Here is a 19,505-nt window from a genome sequence, read left to right on the forward strand (position 1 = left end):
GCTGAGTGCTGCAGATGCTCGGCATCGTCTTCCCGGTCGGCGGCCGCGCCTCCGCGCCGTCCCTGCGCCGCTCCGCCGAACGACGCGTACCGACGGGCGCGGCCGGCACCCCGGCGGCGTACAGCACCGGCAGGAGTACGGCCCACACCACGGCGACACCAAGGACGGGGCGGCCGAGACGGGTCGGCCGCCCGCGCAGCCAGGCGACACTGCGCACCGGGGCAGTGCTTGTCGTCCAGCCGCTCCGGTTCGTCGGCGTATACGTGCTCGGGCCGGCCCTCACACCATGATGTGTGCGCGCCGCGCGGACCTGGGGCGCATGGGCCGCCGTACCCCTGCTCGGCTCGGTCGCCGCCGTGGACCTGCTGCGCCACGGTCCCTGGGCGGACGCCATGCCGTCCTGGCTGGGCCTGCTCAACCTCGGACCCGGACCGCACCAACTCCCACCCGCCGTCCTTGCTGGTGCCCGCGCTGGCCGCCGTCCAGTGCGGCGGGGGGTTCCTGGCGCGCGACCGGCTCGACGGTCTGCTGTGGCGCCGGCGCTCACTGTGGGCGGCGGTCGTGACCGCCAACCTCTGCGCGATGACCATCTTCTGTCGGCGGCTGCGCGAGGTCCGCAGCGAAGCGATGCGGGAACGCCGCAGGGAGTCGTGGAACAGTGAAGCGCCGCACCCCGTCCCGAGCGGCCCGCCGCCCGACGTGCTGTCACCCGACGTGCTGCCGGACGCGCTGCCCGCCGAGCCGTGCGCCCCGTGCAGCAACCGGATCATCCAGTGCGAGAACTCCTGTGCCCGCCAGATGTACGCCAGGCACCGCACGGAACCCGGCACGCGCCCGCGTCTGGATGTACGCCTGCTCGGTGCGCTCCAGAACAACGCAGTCGACCCCGTTGTTCTGCAGAAGATTCCCGAGCACGAGCCCGGCCGGTCCGGCTCCGAGGATGATCACATCCGTCGACTTCCGGGTTTGCTTGTCTGTCACGAAAGGGGATAGTAGATCCCATGAAGTGACTTACTTGACATAAATCACCTGAATGGAAAGGGCCGTAGCAGTGAGGTGGGGCGCGCGCCCCGGGTCGACGCGCCGTCCCGCTGGACGCGCGCGGCCACGGGAGTACCTCGCGACCATGCGGGGAGGACGTGATGCCGAATTGGACGCCGTCGCGCCCGAGTCGGGCCTGGCGCCGGCGCCTACGGCGACGCGATCCGCAGGGGGTGTCACGTCACCGATCGCGCCGCGTGCGGGACGGCTGGAGGAGTTGGTCGACGGGCGCGTAGTCGTCGGTGAGCGGTCGGGCATCGCCGATCCAGGAGGTGAGTGCGTCGCCGGTGGCGATCTTCCAGCCGGTTCGCCGGGCGTCCAGCGCATTTTGCGCCGCGCGCAGGTCGACGGGCCGGTCGGAGGCGAGCACCACCAGATTGCCGCCCGCGGGGGTGGCCGTCGGGTCAAGGCCGATGTCGACCGGGGCACCGACGAGGACGACGTGCTCGAACGTCTCGCCCAGGGTGGCCACTTCGGCACGCGCGAAGTCCAGGCCCCCGTGGTCGATGAGGTTGGCGAGGTACACGCCGTCCTCGTCGAGCACCCGCCGTACGTCGGTCATCGCCTCCACCGTGGTCAGATGCCACGGCACACTCACGCCCCCGAAGGCGTCACCGACGACGAGGTCCCGGCTGCCGTCCTCCAGCCGCCGCAGGCCGAGCCTGCCGTCCTCGACACGTACGTCGATCCCGGAATCGGCTTCCGACGAAAGACCGAAGCGCTCACGGTCGATGCGTACGACCCCGCTGTCGATCTCCGACACGAGACTGTGCGTCCCGGGCCGCGTGGCGGCGAGGTAGCGGGGGAAGGTGAGTCCGCCACCGCCGAGATGGTGGGCGGAGAGGGGCTCACCCTCGAGGAAGGCGGAGTCGACCACCGACGCGAGAGCGCGCACATAGGTGAACTCCAGGAAGGTCGGATCGTCGAGGTCGACGTAGGAGTGCCGCACGCCGTCCAGCAGGAGCGTGCGGCCGCTGTCCCGGTCGGGGTCCGTGACGACCTGCGCGCAGTGGTACCTGGTCTCCGCGTCGCAGCCACCGGGCGCGACCGTGGTGGCGAGGCCGCCGGCGACGACCACGACCGTCAGGGCAGGGGTCCCGATCCACCCGCGCGTGCGCCACTCGACCAGCGCCGCACCCACCACCAGCAGCGTTCCCAGGCCGATCAGGATGCCACTGACCGGCAACCGTGCCACCAGGACGAAGCCGGTGAGAACGGTGCCGACGATGGCGCCGAACGTACCGACGCCGGACAGCCGGCCGACGACCGTCCCGGTCTCGGCGAGGCTGGTGAGACGCAACTTCGTCACGATCGGCGTCACCGCGGAGAGCAGCGCGCCCGGCACCAGGATGGTCAGCGACGCGATCAACAGCAGCAGCGCGGGCGCCCATTCCGCGGTGGTGCGCAGCACGGCGGGGGTGAGTGCCACGACCGCCCCCGAGACCCCGAGCGAGGGCCCCAACAGCCGCCGGGGATCGAACTGGTCGGCGATGCGTCCGCCGAGCCAGGAGCCGACGGCGATCGCCGTGAGGGCGATACCGATCACCATGGTGCTGGTCTCGAGCGTGAGTCCGAGATAGGGGGCCAGCAGCCGTAGAGCGACGATCTCGACCACCAGCACCGCGGCCGAGGAACCGAACACCAGCGCGGCAGCGGCCCGCGAACCCAGGCCGTGGCCACGAGGGTTGTCTTCAGCGACAGGTAAGGACGACGATCCACTCACGGCCGCCATCCTCGCACGAGCCTCCCTTGCTCCCCCGCGCACGAGCCCTCCCTTGCTCCCCCCCCCCGCACGAGCCCTCCCTTGCACCCCCTTGCTCCCCCTCGCACGGGCCGCGCGCGGCCCCGCGTGGACGGGCAAACGATCCTCCGGCGCCCGTCCACGCGACGCCGTCACATCGCCGACCTCGTCCTGTGCGTGAGCAGGGCGTCAGTACTCCATCGACTTCAGGATGCGGTCGAGTGTCCGGCGTCCCATGGTGCTCATCACGGGGTTGCTCTCGACGTAGTACCAGACCAGACCCACCGACTGTTCGAACGCCCATGCCTTGCCGCGCTCCCACTCCAGATCGTCACAGCCCAGAGCCCGCCGGAGTACCTCCCGGGGACCTGGCTGCAACAGATGCCAGGCGCTGATGAGGTCCAGCGCCGGATCGGCCGGTCCGAAGCCGCCGGTGTCGAGTACGCCGCCGAGCCGGTCTCCCGAGACCAGGACATTGCCGGGAATCAGGTCACCGTGGCTCATCACATCGGCACCCTGGCGTGGCAACTCCCGAAAGTGGCTCCACGCTCGGCGCAGTCGGGGCACGTCGAGCAGCCCCTCGCTCTCCATGAAGCACGTCGCCATCCAGGCGTCATGGCGAGTGAGAGCACCGCCACGATTGTCGCCGTCGAACAGGCGTCCCCGTGTCTCGGCCTCCCGCAGAGCTGAGATGAAGGCCGCGAGATCCTCGGCGAAGGCGTCCGACCCACTGGGGCCGGCATCGACGGCGACCGTTCCCGGCAGCCATGTCTGGACCGACCACGGCATGGGGTAACCCGCGCCGGGTTTTCCCAAGGCCACCGGTTCAGGCGTGGGGAACCGGGACACCTGTGCCAGCTCCGCGCTTGCCCGGGCCTCCCGTTCCAGAATCGTCAGCGCCTCGGTGGCATCGGCCGGGCGGAGCGGGAAACGTGCGGAGAGGTCGTTCCCGATGCGGAAGATGGCGTTGACCGTCCCGGTCGACGCCAGGGGTCGGATCTCCTTGCCGCTCCACTGAGGGAACTGTTCCTCGACCAACGTCGCGACGGTGTCGGTGGTCACGTCCAGTTGGTCATCGTGCATGGTCATCTCTCGCAGGCCCTTCCCCTGGTCCGATGCGAAACACCGGAAGAGGACCGACTCGACCGAGAAGACAGCCGGTACTCGTACGACAGGGCCCGGATCGACTGAGAGGCGCTCGCATCCTCGCAGGTCAACTTCCTCCTTGTGCTGTCGTGGTTTCGGATCTCGCGGTTCCCCACCTACCCAGGATGATCCGGCCACTCCCGCCCGGGGACGGGAAAGCCGCCCCGGGTGCGCGCCATCCACCGGCCGAGCGAAAATCCACCGCTGCGCGGCCCCTGCCGCCGGACGTTCAGCCGACGCCACCAGGGCTGCGGATCGTCCCGCTCCACAGGTGCGTCCGGCAGCGCCGAAAAGACATCGGCCTGCGCGTGCCAGTCGCGGAACACGCCCCGGAACATCACGTGGGGCTCGTGCGGTACAGGCCTCCTCGAAGCCGTCACCGTGCTCTCCTTCCTGTCGTTAGCGTTAACGTGACCGTTAACGGGAGTGTGGCTCAGAGGATCGGACTCCGTCAACGGCCGCCGCCGGAAGGCTCACGATCCAGGGGTCCGGTTCCGGCGCCGACTGTCTCGGACGGCAGGGCAGGGCCGGCGATGGCGCGGCAGGCAGGTGAACCTGATTGACTGGCGCCCAGGGCGGCACAGGAAGAGAAGTGAGTGGGCAGCGTGGCCGGACAGCGGGAAACGGAAGACCAGCGGGCGCGGGGTGCGGGAACCGTCAAGCGCGTCACGCTCCGCGACGTTGCGCAGGTGGCGGGCGTGTCCCATCAGACCGTCTCCCGAGCGATCAACGGCAAGGGGGAGATCGACCCGAAGACCCAACAACGCGTGCTCGATGTCGCCCGGGAGTTGCGGTACCGGCCAAGCCGGTTCGGCCGAGGTCTCGTGCAGCAGGACGTCGTGTCCGTCGGCCTCATCGTCCCCGACGTGGTCAACCCGTTCTTCCCGGAGTTCGTGGCGGGAGTGATCGCGGCCGCGGACGAACGCGACTGGCAGGTGCTCGTCGCCAGCACCGAGAACGATCGGTCCCGCGAGCTGTCCCTGGTCCGCTCACTCGGCCGACAGGTGGACGCCCTCGTCGGCTACATCAGCCAGCCCGACGCGGAGCTTGAGCCCCATGTGGGCACCGTGCCGCTGGTTCTGGTCGATCGCGGGCTGGACTCGTCGAAGCACGCATTGGTCCACATTGACGCCGCGGCCGGAATCCGGGCCGGCCTGCGGCACCTCATCGACCGGGGGCACCGCCGGATCGGCATGATCGACTGCGAGTGCGTGACCGCCCCGACGGTTCGGCGCCGCACATTCCTCGAAGTCGTCGACGAGCATGCGCTGCCCGTCGACGAGGACTGGATCGTCATGGGGGAGCAGTCCCCGGCCGGTGGCGCCGCCGCGTTCGAGGCGCTGCATGCCGCGCATCCGGACCTCACCGCGGTGGTCGCCTTCAACGACCTGGTCGCGCTCGGCGCGCTCCGGGCCACCCGCCGGCTCGGCGTCCGGGTACCGGACGACTGCGCACTGGTCGGTTACGACGGGCTGAGTGTCGTCGATCTCGTCGACCCCCCACTGACCACCCTCCACCTCGACAAGCGACGACTGGGCGAACTGGCCATCCACCAGGTCGACCGGCTGCTCGCGGGCGAACTGCCGCCCCCGATCGTCCTGACACCGACCCTGAACGTCCGCGGCACGACGTGACCCGCCCTCGGCCTTGAGGGTGTCAGTGGGTGCGGGGTGCGTACATGATCACAGCCATCCCCGCGAGGCACACCAGGGCTCCGATGACGTCGTACCGGTCGGGTTGGTAACCGTCGGCGACCATGCCCCAGGCGATCGACCCGGCTACGAAGATTCCGCCGTACGCGGCGAGGATCCGTCCGAAGTTGTCGTCGTTCTGCCAGGTGGCCACGACCCCGTACAGGCCGAGGGCGATGACGCCGGCGCCGATCCAGATCCAGCCCTTGTGCTCACGGATGCCCTGCCACACCAGCCAGGCACCGCCGATCTCGAAGAGGGCGGCGACGACGAACAGGGCAACGGAGCGAGCGACGGTCATACCGAGGGACCCTACCGGCCGCCCGTTGGCCGAGCCCCTGGACCGGGCGTCAGCGTCGCCGTGCACGGCTTCTACCAACTCATGATCGACGGCCGAGCACCGCACAGCGTCCTCGCCCTGATGACCGGCGCCGAACCAGGCGCGTGATGCTCACCCCCGCGCGCAGCGACGGGCAGCCGGACGCGGCTCAATCGCGTATAGGAACCCGTCTCGCCTACACCTGGGACGCGGCGAGCAACTGCAGCGCACGTTCCCTCAGCTGAGGGCTGGCGTCCGCGGCGTTCCCGGAGTCGAAGGGGGGTTGGGGGTCGTACTCGACGGCGAGTTGGATCGCCTTCGCCGTGTCGTCGCCCGCGATCAGGGACGCGAGATACAGGGACATGTCGACTCCCGCCGACACGCCGGCCGCAGTGATGATCTTCCCGGACCGTACGTAGCGTTGCGGCAGGTAGGTGACGTCGAAGGTGGACCGGAGGTAGTCGGCGGAGGCCCAGTAGGTCGTCGCCCTGCGGCCGGTCAGCAGTCCGGCCGAGGCGAGGACGATGCTGCCCGTGCACACGGAGGTCGTCCACCGGGTGTGACGGTGCATCTCGCGGATCCAGCGCAGGAGTACCTGGTTGTTCATCGCTTCGACGGTGCCGCGGTTGCCGGCGCCGGGTACGAGCAGGACGTCGAGTCGGTCGACCTCGGCGATGGACCGTTCGGCGAGCACGGCCACGTCAGCCGTGTCCGTACGGACGGCCCCCCGCCGTTCGGCGATCATCGTCACGGTGGCGTCAGGGAGACGGGACAGGATCTCGGCCGGGCCGGTGGGGTCCAGCAGGCTGTAGCCGTCGTAGAGCAGGATGCCGATGTGCGGGCCGGTTCCGCCGTCGGCCGGAGCCCCGTGTGCCTCTTCGGCCGGGGCTACGGCCGTGGCGGTGGCCGCGAGAACGGCGGTGGCCAGGGTCCCGCGAAGTACGTTCCTGCGTGTCGTCGAGTTGCTCATGGAAGGGGAGTCTTCTGCCCGGGTGGGACGCGTGGGGGCGGGATGTCCGGCATCCTGCGAATCCTGTCCCCCGTGACCCCGTAGTGGTGGAGGAACGCCTGCCGCAGTGTCTCCGGCGACGCGAATCCACAGCGGCGGGCGATCGCCGCCATGGGCAGTCCGCTGGAGCGCGCCAGGTGTGCGGCGGCCTCGGCGCGCGCCGCACGTACGGCCCGCGCCGGAGTCGTGCCGAGGTGCGTGGTGAACAGGCGGGTGAGGTGCCGGGAGCTGATTCCCGCCCGGGCCGCCAGGGCTGCGGGGGTGAGATCCTCGGCGAGGTTTCCGGCGATATGGCCCATCAGGTCCCGCACCAGCCGGTCCTCCGGCGGTGGGGCTGCCAGGAACATGGATATCTGGGCCTGGTCGGCGGGCCGATGCAGATGGGTGACGAGTTCCCTGGCGACGGCGCGGGCCAGCGTCGGGCCGTGGTCGTCCTCGATCAGGGCAAGTGTCAGGTCGAGGGCACTGGTGACGCCGGCCGAGGTGTAGACGTTGCCGTCGCGGATGTAGAGGGGAGCGGCGTCCACGGCCACGGAGGGGTGGCGTTCGGCGAGCCGATCCGCCCATCCCCAGTGGGTCGTCACCCGCCTGTGGTCCAGCAGCCCGGCAGCAGCCAGCACATAGGCGCCGGTGCAGACCGAGGCCACACGTCGGCTGTGTGCGGCCAGCCGCCGCACCTGATCGAGCAATCGACCGTCGGCCGCCGCGTCCTCACAGCCGATGCCGCCCACGACGATGAGCGTGTCCAACGGCCCCCTGACCGCCTCCAGACCTTGCCCGGCGCCCAGCAGGATCCCCGCCGAACTCCGGGCAGCGCGGCGGCCGAGGGTACCCAGTTCGATGGAGTAGGGCGGCCGTGCGCCGTACCGGTTGGCGATGTCGAGGGCGCCGCCGGGACAGGCGACGTCGAGGAGTTGCGCGTCGTCGTAGACGACGAGGAGAACCCGCCGCTCGTCGACTCTGCCGCGATCGCCCGCACTTGACGGCATCACCTCGCGCCGGGTTCCGAGGTCCCCGGCCAAGGCGGCCGGGGACCTTGCCGCCTGGCACCCCGGGGGAGGGGTGTCAGGCTTGGTGACCGCGTCCGTGCTCACGCGGACCCGCCGCGGCGGCTCCTCAGCCACCACGCGCCGCCGCCGAGCACGAGGACTGCGGCACCGATGCCCAGGGGGACGGACATCGGCATGCCGTCGTCGTCCTTCGAGTCGGCCGCTGCCGGCTGTGCCGACGTCCTCTCGGCAGCGGGCTCGTCGGAGGGGGTGGCCGTCGAGGGAGCGGGGGTGGTCGGTTCCGGCGTGGGGCTGGGGCTCACGGGCTTCGCGCCGGGGGCTGCGGCCTCGAGCTCCAGTCGGGGCGCGGGATGGCCGTGCCCGTGCCCGTCGCCCTCCGCCTCGTCGTCCAGTTCGATCCAGCGGTCGACCTTGCCGTCGTCGTAGGTCTGCAGGGTCTTGAAGACCAGTTCCTTCGCGTCCGGCAGTTGCCGGACGGTCACGACGTACTCGGCGTCCTCGCCCACCGCGAGCTTCGGCCCTGACACGGTGTAACCCCGCTCGGTGGGGGCGAACTTCCAGTTCTCGGGGCCCTCCTCGTAGGTGAGGTCCTGCGGGGTGATGCCCTTGGGGAGGATCACCTCCAGCTTGGTGATGCCGGCCGAGGCGGACTCCGACTCGGCGGAAAAGGTCAGTTCGACGTTCTGGCCGAGGGCACGGGCGCCGTCCGCCTCGACTTCGGCGTGGGCTGCGGCCGGGCCCGCGGTGGCGACGGCGACCGTGAACGCGGCTGCTGAGAGGGCGCAGGTGAGGCGCAGGTTGCGTACCAGGTTCGAGCGGTGCATGGGGAACTCCCAGGTTTCGATGGTGTGGAGACTGCGTTCAGTCCCTGTTCCGGAGGCGGCGCGCAGGTCGTGATCGACGCGTCTCGCGTCTCGCATCCGGCGCCTCGGCCCTCCACTCGTCGCACATCGCAGACAGGGCAGGAGCGAGCACCTGGTGTCTCCCCTGCTCACCCATGCCGAGCAACGGTGTCCCGGGCGGCGGGCACGGAGCAGCGTGAGCGATGCGAGCGGCACGGCGGAAGCGGTGAGACTCGACGAGGTGGACGGCCGGGCGAGATGTGTGAGGCCGGCCCGAGGCGAGGAGCCGACGGCTCGTCGTCTCCTGGTGCGGCCCCAGGTGATCGGCTGTGGTCAGGCGACAGCGGTCCCCGGAGGCGGGCCCCGAGAACTGATGGCGTGGGTGAGCAGGAGCCGCCGCGGCATGCGGTCCGAACGCGCTCGCTCGGCGCGGACACGCGGCCGGCACGGCGGCGCGGGCAGCCGGAGGATCAGGTGCAGCGGAGCGACGAGCCGTGCGGCGCAAGCCCGCAGAACCCTAAAGGCGGCACGCTCGCCGAGGGCGAGCCACAGACCGCACAGCAACGCGGCCAGCAGGTGGGCGGCGAGCATACCGGCCGACGACATGCCACCCGTGCCGTGGTCCAGAGCATGCATGACCCCGATGTGGTCCATCGGCCCAATGGAGTGCGTCGCACCCATCCCGTGGTCCATGGACGCCGAGGACGTCGCCACGGCGCCCTGCCCCGCGTCCAGGCCGGACGCCGAACCGCACAGTGCGTAGCCCATCCATTGCCCGACGAGCGAGGTGTCGCCCGATGTCCGGGGGTGGACGAGGGCCTGCGCGAGCGAGAACGACAGGTGGAGCACGGCCTGGGCGGCGACCACGCAGGAGCCGACCACGACCGGCCCGCGCTCCCGACGGGCCAGCAGCCAGCCCGTCCCGCCGGCCACCACCGACCCCGCGGCCATGGCCCACCAGGAAACCGCGGTTCCCGACATCATGACGTGGCCGAGGGAGGCGAGCAGCACGCACACGGCCGCGAACACAGCGGCCCTGAGCATGCGAGAACACCACCCTGCCGTCATGACGTCTCACCTCACAGTCCGGGTCCCACGCGTCACGGGATGGTACGGAACTTCCCCCGGAGTCCCACTCAACCCGGCCCTGGTGATCCACGCCACAGCGACAGCCGGGACCGCGGCAGACATCGTCCAGGCGTTCAGGGCCCGCGAGCAGCACCGGATGGCATCGCGTTGCTCAGCCCGGCCACGCAATGCAGAGGAGGCACCAGTGGACGCGCAGCAGGCACAGCGAACGGACGGGAACTGCTCACCCTGATGCGGCACATGACCATGGCCGGACCCCCGGGACCCGGCAAGCAGTATGGACCGGACCGCACCGCCTACTTCCTGCTCGGCCGTGGCCCCGCACCGGCCGCGCAACGCGCTGAGCCGGCTGGCCTCGAACGGCGCGGACGACGGTCACCTCACGCAGCCGCAGCGACCGCAAGTCCCGGAAGCAAGCCGTGAGTTCGGGAGGTCGTTGGCAGGACTCGGGGTACGGAACGTGATCTCGTGCCCCCTAGTGATTGCTGTTGGGAAGGCGAGGACCTGCCGGGACCGCCCCGACATCCCGGAGCACCCCGACAACCGGCCCGGGGGACGGGCGTTCTGTCGCTTCTGCGTGACCTGCTGTGCGGCGGGCCGGCGGTGCGTCGTCACCTGCTACGACACCGCCCTACCCGCGCACGTTCATCAGCTGCGTCAAACAACCCGCGAACGTGCTCTGCGCTCCGTTCCGATGGGGAGGTGTCATCAGATACACAACCGCCCAGCAGCGCCGAGCGATGACGGTGCTGGTGGACCCTGAAGTTCGTTGCGTGGCCCCCGTGAGTCGTGCTTGGCTCGCCCGATGAACTTTCTGTTGACGGCGAGTGGCCTGCGCAACGAGACGCTGCGGGACGCACTCAGGGAGATGCTGGGCAGGCCGTTCGGATCGGCGAACGTCGTGTACATTCCCACCGCCTCCGTGGCCGAATCCGGGGACCATGGGTGGTTGGTCGCGGACATGAACCGGTTGTACGGCCTCGGCTGGCAGGAGTTCGACGTCTTGGAGCTGAACGGCCTGCCCCGGCAGACCGTGCTCGACCGACTGCTCCACGCCGACGTCATCTACTGTGGGGGCGGCAACCAATACCACCTCGCGCGCAGCATCACCGGCAACGGCCTGGCCGATGGCTTCCTGGAGGCGCTCGAGAGCGGGGTCTATGTGGGGTTCAGCGCCGGATCCATGATCTTCAGCCGTCATCTCACCGGACACTCTGCCGACGTCATCGGGGACACCGCGGACCTCCACGCGCTCGGCGCGACGACCGTGGAGCCCCCGTTCGGCCTCTTCGACTGGTACCTCAAGCCTCACCTGTACTCATCCGATTTCCCCAGTCGGGACGACGCCTGGGCCGACCGCATCGCTGAGCGGGCTGACTTCCCGATCTACTTCATCGACGACGAGACGGCCGTCCGCGTCAGGGACGGCAAGGCGGATGTCATCTCTGAAGGCCGGTGGCGGTTCCATCCCTGACTCGATCCATCGGGTGGGGCGCCGCGGACGGAGCAGTGCGGCGCCCGGAGGCCGCTGTCCTCGATAGCTGCTCGACTGCCCTCACCAGGGCGCTGCCGATGTTCCCGGTGGCCCAGGTCGCGAGGATCACGGGTGCGTTCTCCCGTCGTAAGATGATCGACTCGAGGAAACGCCGGGAGCTCAATCGCACTTCAGGTCAATAACCCTCCCGGCCCCGGCCCGCCCTGACTGCAATCACGTGGCGAAGCCCTCGGTGCGCCAGGGGCTGGCGGGTGAGGTGCTACTGCCCCGCCTCCAGGGGGATGGACTTCGGGTATCGCACGGCGAGGGCCGCGATGTCGTCGTCCAGCCTTCCGCCGCTGAAGCTGAGCAGGTCCTGATGAAGTCGGTTGAGCAGTCCGTGGGGTGATAGCGGGTCCTGCCGGCGCATCCAGTCCTGCAGAGGGAAGAACTCGCCGGCGTGATCCCGGGTCTCCGTCACGCCGTCGGTGTAGAGCAGGAGTTCGTCGCCCGGGGCGAAGGGCACGGTGTCGGTGCGGTAGTTGTCCTGGACGAGGGCCGCTAGGTTGAGAGGTGGCGAGGGTTCGCTGGGCTCCAGCACGCGCGTCTCGCCTTGGTGCACGAGAAGCGGTGGTGGGTGCCCGCAGTTGAGGAGTGTGACGTGGCCGCCGCCGCGCGGAATCTCTGCGAGCAGAGCGGTGGCGAATCGCTCCGGCAGGTCCTGGGAGGGGTGGGCGGCGCTGTGACGGCCGATGCTGATCTCCAGGCGCTGGATGACGCTCGTCAGGTCGGGTTCGTCGTGCGCGGCCTCTCGGAAACAGCTGATCAGCGCTGAGGCCGCCCCCACTGCGGCGAGACCCTTGCCCCGCACGTCGCCCAGGAGCAGCCGGACGCCGTGAGGTGTCTCGGCCGCCTCGTAGAAGTCGCCGCCGATCCGGGCCTGGGCCTGCGCCGCGACGTACAGCGATTCGATCTCGACGCCGCCGAGGTGGCTCGGCAGCGGTCGGAAGAGGACTTGCTGGGCGGTGTCGGCCACGAGCCGGATCTGGAGGAGAGTCTCCTCCCGCCGGAGCCGGACGTGGCTCGCGTAGGCGGCCGCCAGGGTGACGGCAGCGATCGCAGCCGCCGTGTAGGGAGTCCCCAGGTCGCTGTAGACGAGGCCGAGGCCCATCATGATCAGTGCACAGAACGCGCCCAGGAGGACCGTGGGGAGCACAGGCCACATCGAGGCGGCCAGGGCGGGTGCGGCGGGCAGGAGGCGGCTGATGGCGATGCCTCTCGGTGTCGCGAACGCCAGCGCGCCGATGAGGATGGTGAGGATCACCGGTGACAGTCGGACAGCGTCCCATCGGTCACCGTGTGGACGCCTGCGTCGCTGTCGCCTCAAAGTCGGCACGAAATGAATCGTAACTACAACAAAGCGGATATCGAGCCAGGCGGAACGCATGTTCATGCCCGGCCTGCTGCCGTGATCGCCGGCCCCGGCCACACGCCGGGCGGCGCTCGCTGGCGAGCTGCCCGACAGCCCGGACAGGGGCCTGACGGGACCGTGCGGCAGCGTCGGCCCTGGCCTGCGCTGTCCCTGCCGTCAGGTTCTTTGTCCGGTCATGGCTCGGCTCTGCGGGCAGCCCTCGCAGGCCGGGAGACGGGCCGGTCCACCGCCACCGTCCTGATCGCGTGCTCGGAGGATCTGGGCAGCCTGGGTGCGGGGGTCGGCCAAGCATCGCGGCGCCCCCTGAGGGCACGAGGACGCCACGAGATATGTGGTGGGAAGGCCCTCTATGCCTGGACGTGCGTTCTGATCGGTGCGGATACGCGCGCCTCGATGGCGCATACGGCGGCGATGCCCACAGCGGCCACCGCCACGGCCACACCGAACACCATGTCCGGGCCGGGGTCCTGGCCGAGTACGGTGCCCAGTGCCCGGACGGCGAGGACGACCTGACCCAGCGCGACGGCGCCCAGCCACCCCACACGAACTGCCCGCGGGGCGCGTGTGCGGATCGCCTCCAGGCCCAGGAGCGCGGCGGCACCCGCCGAGGTGACCACGAAGCCGAGCAGGATCGCGGCGTACAGCGCGCCCCAAGCGGCGGGGTCGGTGTGGTCGAGTTCCGCCGTGTCCGGAGGGAGGGCCGTGATCAGCATGGTGAAGAGCCCGATGTAGGCCACCTGCAGGAGCAGGAGGACGGGTGCCACGCGCCGGCTGAGTACTGAGATCACTTGTTGCTCCTGACAGGCTGCCGATCCTGCTGATCCACGGGCTGCCGTTCTCCTGAGTGTTGATGCATGCTTTCCTGCTGCGGATGACATCGCCGACCGGGCGGCGGCTCCAGCGCTCGCGCGTACAGCGCGGCCTCCAGGCGTTCGCCCCATGTTCCGCTATGCGGGTGATGGGGCGGGGCAGAACGAGGACGATCTCGCCCCCGCCTCCGACGGCCGGCGCCGCACACCGGTACACGTGGAGCCGGACGCGGTCCTCGCTACCCGGCACCGAGCCGATGCGCGCCGGCGCCGGGGTGAGCGAGGGATCCACCGCCCAGATGTCATCACCATGGTGTGACGCGACCTGCGGGGCGAGTCCGGCCGGGCGTGCCCGTCAGGGGGTGCTGGGCTTTCCCTGGGTGTAGAGCCACTTGGTGAACAGCGGACCGAGGTTCTTCCCGGAGAGCTCCTCCGCGAGCCGCTGGAACTGGGCGGTGGTGCCGTGTCCGTGACGCTGCTGTGTGGCCCACGAGCGCAGGAGGCGGAAGAAGACACGGTCGCCGACGGCGGTGCGCACGGCGTGCAGGGTCATGGCGCCACGGTCGTAGACGGGGCGTTCGAAGATCTTGGCGCCGCTGCCGGGATTGCCGGGCGGGAACGCCCACAGGGGGTCACGTGCGGGAGTGGCGTACAGGTCGTCGAAGGTCTGCTGGGCCCTGGTGCCGCCGTGCTGCTCGGCGTAGAGCCACTCGGCGTAACCGGCGAAGCCCTCGTTGAGCCAGATGTCCTTCCAGGAGGTGAGGGTGACGGAGTCGCCGAACCACTGGTGGGCGCTCTCGTGGACGAGGGTGTTCAGGTCGGGGGCGCTGCTGTAGACGGGCCGTGTCTGCGTCTCCAGGGCGTAGCCGACGTCGGGGGCGTGGTCGACTATGGAGCCGGCGGCGCGGTACGGGTAGGGTCCGAACAGCTTGCTTCCCCACTCCAGCACGGTCGGCAGCTGCTTCAGGACCGGTGCGGCGCCCTTGGCGAGGCGCGGGTCGACGGCGTCGTAGACCTTGATTCCGCCGCGGGTCGTGTACTGCTTGACCTTGAACTTTCCGATGGTCGCGGTGGCGAGGTAGGCGGCCATGGGTTCCTTCTGCCGCCAGCGGAAGGTGGTCTTGCCCTTGCGGGTGCTCTGCCCGAGCAGGATGCCGTTGGAGACGGCGGTGCGCCCCTCGGGAACGGTGATGTCGATGTCGTACGACGACTTGTCGAGCGGGTGGTTGTTGGCCGGGAACCAGGTCATGGCGCCCTGTGGTTCGCCGGCGACGAACGCGCCGTCCTTCGTGGGAATCCAGCCGTCCAGGGAGCCGTCGGGGTCGGTGACCGGACCGGGCTTGCCCTGATAGGTGACGGCGACGCGGAACGTCTGCCCCTTGCGCAGGGCGCGCCGAGGCGTGATGACGAGCTCCTGTCCGCTGCGTTTGTACGCCGCTCTGGTCCGGTCGACGGTCAGGCCGGTGATCTTGAGGCCCTTGAGGTCGAGGTCGAAGCGGGTCAGGCGCTGGGTGGCGCGGGCGGTGAGGACCGCCTTTCCGGTGAGATGACGGCTCGTCGTGTTGTAACCGAGCGTCAGGTCGTAATGCGCGACGTGGTAGCCGCCGTTGCCGGCGAGGGGGAAGTAGGGGTCGCCCATGCCAGGAGTTCCTGGCTGTCCGGCCGCGGTGGCGGGTCCTGCCGCGGTCAGCAGGGCCGCAACGACGGCAGGGACGGTGAAAGCGATGGCGGGGCGGCCGAGGACGGCGGAGCGCCGAGGGGATTGGGTCACGAGTGCTCTCCAGGGGGGTGGTGTGATCAAGCGGGCCTCAGGCTATGCAACCGCCGAACCCGACCGCACCTGGCTCGGGTCATCAGTGGGCCGTTCCGCCGGACTCGACGGTCTCGCGAGCCAAGGGACTCGGCGCGGGAACTTGTTGCGATCGAGGAGGCCGGAGAGCCCGCGCGGGCACTGCACCCACCGGCCGTGCCCGCCTGCGGCCCGCCCACCTACGTCCTAGCCGTCGATGTCGAGCGCCGTGCCGTACAGGCGGTCCACCTTCAACCGGATGACTACCCGGCGCTCGGCAACCAGCTCCCGCAGGAATGCCCCTTCGTCCTCCGGCTTCGCTGCTCGCGGAATCATCTCAAGGAGTTCCCGACCGACGGTGTCGCCGGGAACGGTCGTGCTCTCGGAGACCTCGGCCTCACCTTCAGCGACGGCGAACGACCACACATCGCCCCCCTGCACATGAAGCGACGCACGTGGGTTGCGCCGCAGATGCCCGACCTTGACCCGCTCGGCCGTCGTCGAGAACCGCACGATGCGGGCCTCGGGGTCCCAGCTGTACAGCATCGTGGTCAGGTGGGGGTGGCCACTGCGCTTGACGGTGGCGAGTGTGCCGAACTGCTGCTCGCCCAGCAGGTTGGAGAGGGCCTCGTCGGACAGGGGGCGAGGTGCTGGTCCTTGAGTCATGACGCGATCAACCTCCATGGCCGCCCGACGATTCCATGGACGTAGGTCCACGACCCCCGGCGCAACGGGCGCCAGTCTTGCCGCACTTGAACCACCGGCACACGCTGCAGAAGGATGCGGCGGGTGCATGGGAGGACGTATGTGGCACCGCTCGGGAACCTCGGACACGTGAGTCGGTCACGCTGGGTCGACAGGTGACCGGTAGGGCTGGCCCGGCCCCGGTCGGTGGGGTTGGCCCCACCACGGATTCTCGGGAGCACTGGCTCGTGTCACGCTCCCACCGTTCCTAGCGTTCTTGTATCGGAAACGCTGCCCCCGCGCACCCCGACCCGATTACTGGATGTCGACGCGCTGCGCGGGTTCGCGCTGTTCGGCATCCTTGTCGTGAACCTCGCGTACTTCGCCTCCGGCTACCCCTTCCACCTCGTCGCCGATCCCGCCCACGGCTCGTGGCTGGACGACACCGTCGAGTTCGGGGTCCGGTTGCTGTTCGAGATGAAGTTCTACCTGCTGTTCTCGTTCCTGTTCGGATACAGCTTCACCTTGCAGCTGGCCGCCGCGGGCAGGGCCGGCGCGAACTTCACCCGACGGTTCCTCCGCCGGCTCGGCGGACTTTTCGTGCTCGGCGGCCTGCATGCGGTGCTGCTGTTCCAGGGCGACATCCTGACCACCTACGCGCTGCTCGGCGTTGTTCTGCTCGCGGTGCACCGCATCCAGCCGAGGACCGCGGTCATCGCCGCGGGGGCGATCGTCGGCGTCATGGCGGCCGGGATAGCCGTGGCCGCCCTCGCCGGCGTCGAACTGGTCACCGACCAGGCGGCCGCGCTCGCCGACGGTCGCGCGTCGACCGACGCGCTTGCCGGCGGCCTGGGTTCGGTGATCGGCGAGCACGTGCGCTTGCTGCCGACGATGGCCGGAAGTCTTGCCGTGCAGGGACCGCTCGCGCTTGCCGCGTTCTTCGTCGGGCTGGCCGCGGGCCGGCGCCAGTCGCTATCCGACGGGATGGGCAGGCACACGGTCGCGCAGCGCCGACTGGAACTGGTCGGATATGCGATCGGGCTCGGGGGCGCGCTGGTCTTCGCGATCGGTGGAGGCACGGTCGGCCTGGCCGGGGCGGCGGTGAGCGTCCTGACCGCGCCGTTGCTGGTCGGTGCCTACTTGGCGACCTTGCTACGGGTGTTCGCCACTCCACGCGGCGCCCGGCTGGCACGGGTGCTCGCACCAGCCGGTCAGATGGCGCTGTCGAACTACCTCGGCCAGTCCCTGCTGGGCGTGCTGATCTTCACCGGCGTGGGGCTCGGGCTGGCCGGGGACACGCCGCCGGCGGTCGTGCCGGTCATCGCCGTCGGTATCTTCGCGATCCAACTGGGGGTGAGCCGACGCTGGCTCGCGCGGTACCGGTACGGCCCGGCCGAATGGGCACTGCGGGCCGTCACGAACGCGGAGCGTCCCCGGATGCGCCGCTGAGACCTCGGCCCCCGTGTCACACACCCCCGACGGGGTCGCTCACGGCCCGTCATGAGCAGTTCCTCGGGCTGTCACAGGGGGGAGGTGGCCGGATGGCTTGCGCAGCCGATTCCTGTGCGGCTGAGCGTCGTTCACCTCCGCGCCTTCAGGCACGGGCCTTGGGCGGGACGGCGGCCAGTCCGGTGAGGTATCCGCCCGTCGACGCGGTCAGGGCGGCGACCGTGCGGCGGCAGACCGGTTCGCTGTCCCTCGCGTGTGCGGGGCGTTGCCGGGCGCCGTGGGGCCTGCGAGACCTTCGAACACCCCCGAGACGGGGACGCCCCGCTCGGTGTTGGTGCCCTGGCCGTACCGTCGGCTCCCACCGCACGCGGTGCGCGGCGGGAGCCGGGCGGCGGGCCGGGTCCTGGCGCGGCCCGGACGGCTCAGATCAGCGCGTTCTTGTAGAAGATGCTGGAGCGCCGGTCGCCCTCCACACCGGTGGCGAACCCGATGAAGAGGCGGGCCTCACCGCCGTCGGTGCGGTAGATCGCCAGGCCCTCGGGCTCGCGATGGTGCAGGGTGGAGCCGGCCTTGGTGAGGACAGGCCCCTGCTTCACAGTGCCGGTGTTGATGTCGATGCTGGTGACGTAGGTGTTGCCGTCGCCGGTGGGAGTACCGTCGCCGGGGTACGCGTCACCCGTCAGGTAGTACATGTACGAGCCGTACAACGCGTAGCCCTGCGGTGTGCCGGAGATCGTCGGCTGCTTGAAGTCGACCAGCGGAGAGCCGAAGTTGCCCGTCTCGAAGGCGGAGAGGGGGTACACGGCGATGCGCTTGCCGGAGCTGGTGTGGTACCGCACGATCATGCGCTGGTAGACCGGGTCGACGGAGCAGGTGTACTCGGTGGCCCCCGCGATCGGCCGGTAGGCGGCCGAGGCGGCCGGTGAGCTCAGCGTGGTGTCGGCGGAGTACGTGACGGGCGTGAGCGCGGTGCCGTATCCGCTGGTGTTCGCGGCGCACTCGATCCACAGCTCGGTGCCGGAACCGCTCGGCAGCGCGGCGAAGGCGACGCCGTGACCGAAGCCATTGAGGTGCATGTACGAGATGTAGTTCCCGTCGAAGTCCATCTTGTTGATGCACAGGTCACCGTCGGACTCGGAGCTTCCACTCCGCTTGGTCGCCACGAAGAGGAACTTGTTCACCCAGTCGAAGGCGAAGCTCTGCTGGACCCGCGCACCGTGTGTGTCCTTGGACCGGAACAGGTCGTACGACGGCTGCGTGAGATCGAACCGCTTGGTCGTGGCCACCGCCGCGGAAGCCGTCTGCGCGCCGACACCGAGCCCCAGCGCGGCGAGCGAGGCGCCGGCACCGGCGCGTATGAGGCCGCGGCGGGAGAAGGGGAAACCGGGCGTGTGGTTCATGGGGGGACTCCAGAGCATGGTGGGGGGAGAGGGCAGAAGTGCGTGATGCTATCTCCTCGGCCGGACCCCGCCCCGAATCGGGCGGGGTCCGTCACAACTGCGGCACTGGACAGGCACAACTCTCCGCGAGGCGACGGTTTCCCAGGTGATGACGGGAGCGGCGCTTGCTCGACTCCGAGTGGACCAGGGCCCGTTCAGCCAGGCTGTGCGCATACTCCCCGAGAGGGGCCGCGAGAGAATATGAGCCTGGGCCACCTGGGACGTGCTGCGGGACGACGAGGTGGCGCGGACAGCGTGGCGCGTCGCGAACTTCCCGGTGCCCAAGGGCGAGGAGACGACCTGGCAGCCGAGCTGGTGGTGCAGTTCAGCCGTGGCGACCGGCGAGGTCCAGCTGAGTCTGGCCGGGCCTTGGTCGAACTTGATCGATGTAACGTTCTCCCTCGGCGGAGAACGGACGCACGCCGCACACGTCGCCCGCGTCGCCCGCGTGATACCGAACGCGCGGATCGCCGCTCCGCCGGTCCTTTCTCTTGCCCAGGATTGACCTGGGGCAGGCGCCGCGAGTGGGAAGCCGGATCAA

At 70.0% G+C, this 19,505-nt stretch carries 17 protein-coding genes and 1 pseudogene; 4 read left to right on the top strand and 14 right to left on the bottom strand.

The window, feature by feature from the left end; translation table 11 throughout:
• Positions 1 to 85 precede the first annotated feature (85 nt).
• From ACZ6BB_RS34760 to ACZ6BB_RS34775, 4 genes and pseudogenes are all read right to left on the bottom strand, one after another.
• Positions 86 to 211 (bottom strand): annotated as a pseudogene (locus ACZ6BB_RS34760) (acyltransferase family protein); the annotation flags it as partial.
• 494 nt (positions 212 to 705) lie between these two features.
• The gene (locus tag ACZ6BB_RS34765) at positions 706 to 981 is read right to left on the bottom strand and encodes an FAD-dependent monooxygenase (RefSeq protein WP_471619105.1); all 276 of its coding nucleotides are present in this window, start codon (positions 979 to 981) and stop codon (positions 706 to 708) included.
• A gap of 241 nt (positions 982 to 1,222) precedes the next feature.
• Positions 1,223 to 2,764 carry a fused MFS/spermidine synthase gene (locus ACZ6BB_RS34770; RefSeq protein WP_471619106.1) on the bottom strand — a complete coding sequence of 514 codons (1,542 nt, stop codon included), beginning with the start codon at positions 2,762 to 2,764 and terminating at the stop codon, positions 1,223 to 1,225.
• A 207-nt stretch (positions 2,765 to 2,971) separates the two neighbouring features.
• Positions 2,972 to 3,871 (bottom strand): aminoglycoside phosphotransferase family protein, encoded by a 900-nt coding sequence (locus ACZ6BB_RS34775; protein ID WP_471619107.1) that lies wholly within the window; start codon positions 3,869 to 3,871, stop codon positions 2,972 to 2,974.
• A 653-nt stretch (positions 3,872 to 4,524) separates the two neighbouring features.
• Between ACZ6BB_RS34775 and ACZ6BB_RS34780 the strand changes: the two genes are divergently transcribed.
• On the top strand, positions 4,525 to 5,562 hold the full coding sequence (locus tag ACZ6BB_RS34780) for a LacI family DNA-binding transcriptional regulator (protein WP_471619108.1): 1,038 nt from the start codon (positions 4,525 to 4,527) through the stop codon (positions 5,560 to 5,562).
• 22 nt (positions 5,563 to 5,584) lie between these two features.
• Here ACZ6BB_RS34780 and ACZ6BB_RS34785 read toward each other — a convergent pair whose 3' ends face one another.
• From ACZ6BB_RS34785 to ACZ6BB_RS34805, 5 genes are all read right to left on the bottom strand, one after another.
• Positions 5,585 to 5,920 carry a YnfA family protein gene (locus ACZ6BB_RS34785; RefSeq protein ID WP_471619109.1) on the bottom strand — a complete coding sequence of 112 codons (336 nt, stop codon included), beginning with the start codon at positions 5,918 to 5,920 and terminating at the stop codon, positions 5,585 to 5,587.
• A gap of 214 nt (positions 5,921 to 6,134) precedes the next feature.
• Positions 6,135 to 6,908, bottom strand: coding sequence for a DJ-1/PfpI family protein (locus ACZ6BB_RS34790; RefSeq protein ID WP_471619110.1), 774 nt, complete (start codon positions 6,906 to 6,908; stop codon positions 6,135 to 6,137).
• Positions 6,905 to 7,936 (bottom strand): GlxA family transcriptional regulator, encoded by a 1,032-nt coding sequence (locus tag ACZ6BB_RS34795; protein ID WP_471619111.1) that lies wholly within the window; start codon positions 7,934 to 7,936, stop codon positions 6,905 to 6,907. The genes ACZ6BB_RS34790 and ACZ6BB_RS34795 overlap by 4 nt, the downstream gene beginning before the upstream one ends.
• A gap of 101 nt (positions 7,937 to 8,037) precedes the next feature.
• Positions 8,038 to 8,781 (bottom strand): DUF1775 domain-containing protein, encoded by a 744-nt coding sequence (locus ACZ6BB_RS34800; protein WP_471619112.1) that lies wholly within the window; start codon positions 8,779 to 8,781, stop codon positions 8,038 to 8,040.
• Between the two features lie 351 nt (positions 8,782 to 9,132).
• The gene (locus ACZ6BB_RS34805) at positions 9,133 to 9,867 is read right to left on the bottom strand and encodes a hypothetical protein (RefSeq protein ID WP_471619113.1); all 735 of its coding nucleotides are present in this window, start codon (positions 9,865 to 9,867) and stop codon (positions 9,133 to 9,135) included.
• 826 nt (positions 9,868 to 10,693) lie between these two features.
• Between ACZ6BB_RS34805 and ACZ6BB_RS34810 the strand changes: the two genes are divergently transcribed.
• On the top strand, positions 10,694 to 11,362 hold the full coding sequence (locus ACZ6BB_RS34810) for a Type 1 glutamine amidotransferase-like domain-containing protein (RefSeq protein ID WP_471619114.1): 669 nt from the start codon (positions 10,694 to 10,696) through the stop codon (positions 11,360 to 11,362).
• 280 nt (positions 11,363 to 11,642) lie between these two features.
• Here ACZ6BB_RS34810 and ACZ6BB_RS34815 read toward each other — a convergent pair whose 3' ends face one another.
• The 4 genes from ACZ6BB_RS34815 to ACZ6BB_RS34830 all read right to left on the bottom strand — a co-directional run bounded on the left by ACZ6BB_RS34815 (position 11,643) and on the right by ACZ6BB_RS34830 (position 16,058).
• Positions 11,643 to 12,686: a PP2C family protein-serine/threonine phosphatase gene (locus ACZ6BB_RS34815; RefSeq protein WP_471619115.1), complete on the bottom strand. Its 1,044-nt coding sequence runs from the start codon at positions 12,684 to 12,686 to the stop codon at positions 11,643 to 11,645.
• Positions 12,687 to 13,141: 455 nt separating this feature from the next.
• Positions 13,142 to 13,582, bottom strand: a complete 441-nt coding sequence (locus ACZ6BB_RS34820; RefSeq protein WP_471619116.1) for a hypothetical protein — start codon at positions 13,580 to 13,582, stop codon at positions 13,142 to 13,144.
• A gap of 376 nt (positions 13,583 to 13,958) precedes the next feature.
• Positions 13,959 to 15,374, bottom strand: a complete 1,416-nt coding sequence (locus ACZ6BB_RS34825; RefSeq protein WP_471619117.1) for a M1 family metallopeptidase — start codon at positions 15,372 to 15,374, stop codon at positions 13,959 to 13,961.
• A 225-nt stretch (positions 15,375 to 15,599) separates the two neighbouring features.
• Positions 15,600 to 16,058 (bottom strand): PPOX class F420-dependent oxidoreductase, encoded by a 459-nt coding sequence (locus tag ACZ6BB_RS34830; RefSeq protein ID WP_471619118.1) that lies wholly within the window; start codon positions 16,056 to 16,058, stop codon positions 15,600 to 15,602.
• Positions 16,059 to 16,289: 231 nt separating this feature from the next.
• On the opposite strand from ACZ6BB_RS34830, the gene ACZ6BB_RS34835 reads away from it, so the two are divergent.
• A complete protein-coding gene (locus ACZ6BB_RS34835; RefSeq protein ID WP_471619119.1) occupies positions 16,290 to 17,525 on the top strand; it encodes a DUF418 domain-containing protein in 1,236 nt (411 codons plus the stop codon).
• 422 nt (positions 17,526 to 17,947) lie between these two features.
• Here ACZ6BB_RS34835 and ACZ6BB_RS34840 read toward each other — a convergent pair whose 3' ends face one another.
• Positions 17,948 to 18,925, bottom strand: a complete 978-nt coding sequence (locus ACZ6BB_RS34840; protein WP_471619120.1) for a phage baseplate protein — start codon at positions 18,923 to 18,925, stop codon at positions 17,948 to 17,950.
• Positions 18,926 to 19,187: 262 nt separating this feature from the next.
• Between ACZ6BB_RS34840 and ACZ6BB_RS34845 the strand changes: the two genes are divergently transcribed.
• Positions 19,188 to 19,469, top strand: coding sequence for a hypothetical protein (locus ACZ6BB_RS34845; protein WP_471619121.1), 282 nt, complete (start codon positions 19,188 to 19,190; stop codon positions 19,467 to 19,469).
• Positions 19,470 to 19,505 lie beyond the last annotated feature (36 nt).

This window comes from Streptomyces sp. NPDC041108 (genome assembly GCF_055592645.1).

Coding starts and splice junctions, on each gene's coding strand:
- ACZ6BB_RS34775 (WP_471619107.1), bottom strand. CDS start 3,871: ATGACCATGCACGATGACCAACTGGACGTGACCACCGACACCGTCGCG.
- ACZ6BB_RS34785 (WP_471619109.1), bottom strand. CDS start 5,920: ATGACCGTCGCTCGCTCCGTTGCCCTGTTCGTCGTCGCCGCCCTCTTC.
- ACZ6BB_RS34790 (WP_471619110.1), bottom strand. CDS start 6,908: ATGAGCAACTCGACGACACGCAGGAACGTACTTCGCGGGACCCTGGCC.
- ACZ6BB_RS34795 (WP_471619111.1), bottom strand. CDS start 7,936: ATGCCGTCAAGTGCGGGCGATCGCGGCAGAGTCGACGAGCGGCGGGTT.
- ACZ6BB_RS34800 (WP_471619112.1), bottom strand. CDS start 8,781: ATGCACCGCTCGAACCTGGTACGCAACCTGCGCCTCACCTGCGCCCTC.
- ACZ6BB_RS34805 (WP_471619113.1), bottom strand. CDS start 9,867: ATGACGGCAGGGTGGTGTTCTCGCATGCTCAGGGCCGCTGTGTTCGCG.
- ACZ6BB_RS34810 (WP_471619114.1), top strand. CDS start 10,694: ATGAACTTTCTGTTGACGGCGAGTGGCCTGCGCAACGAGACGCTGCGG.
- ACZ6BB_RS34830 (WP_471619118.1), bottom strand. CDS start 16,058: ATGACTCAAGGACCAGCACCTCGCCCCCTGTCCGACGAGGCCCTCTCC.
- ACZ6BB_RS34840 (WP_471619120.1), bottom strand. CDS start 18,925: ATGAACCACACGCCCGGTTTCCCCTTCTCCCGCCGCGGCCTCATACGC.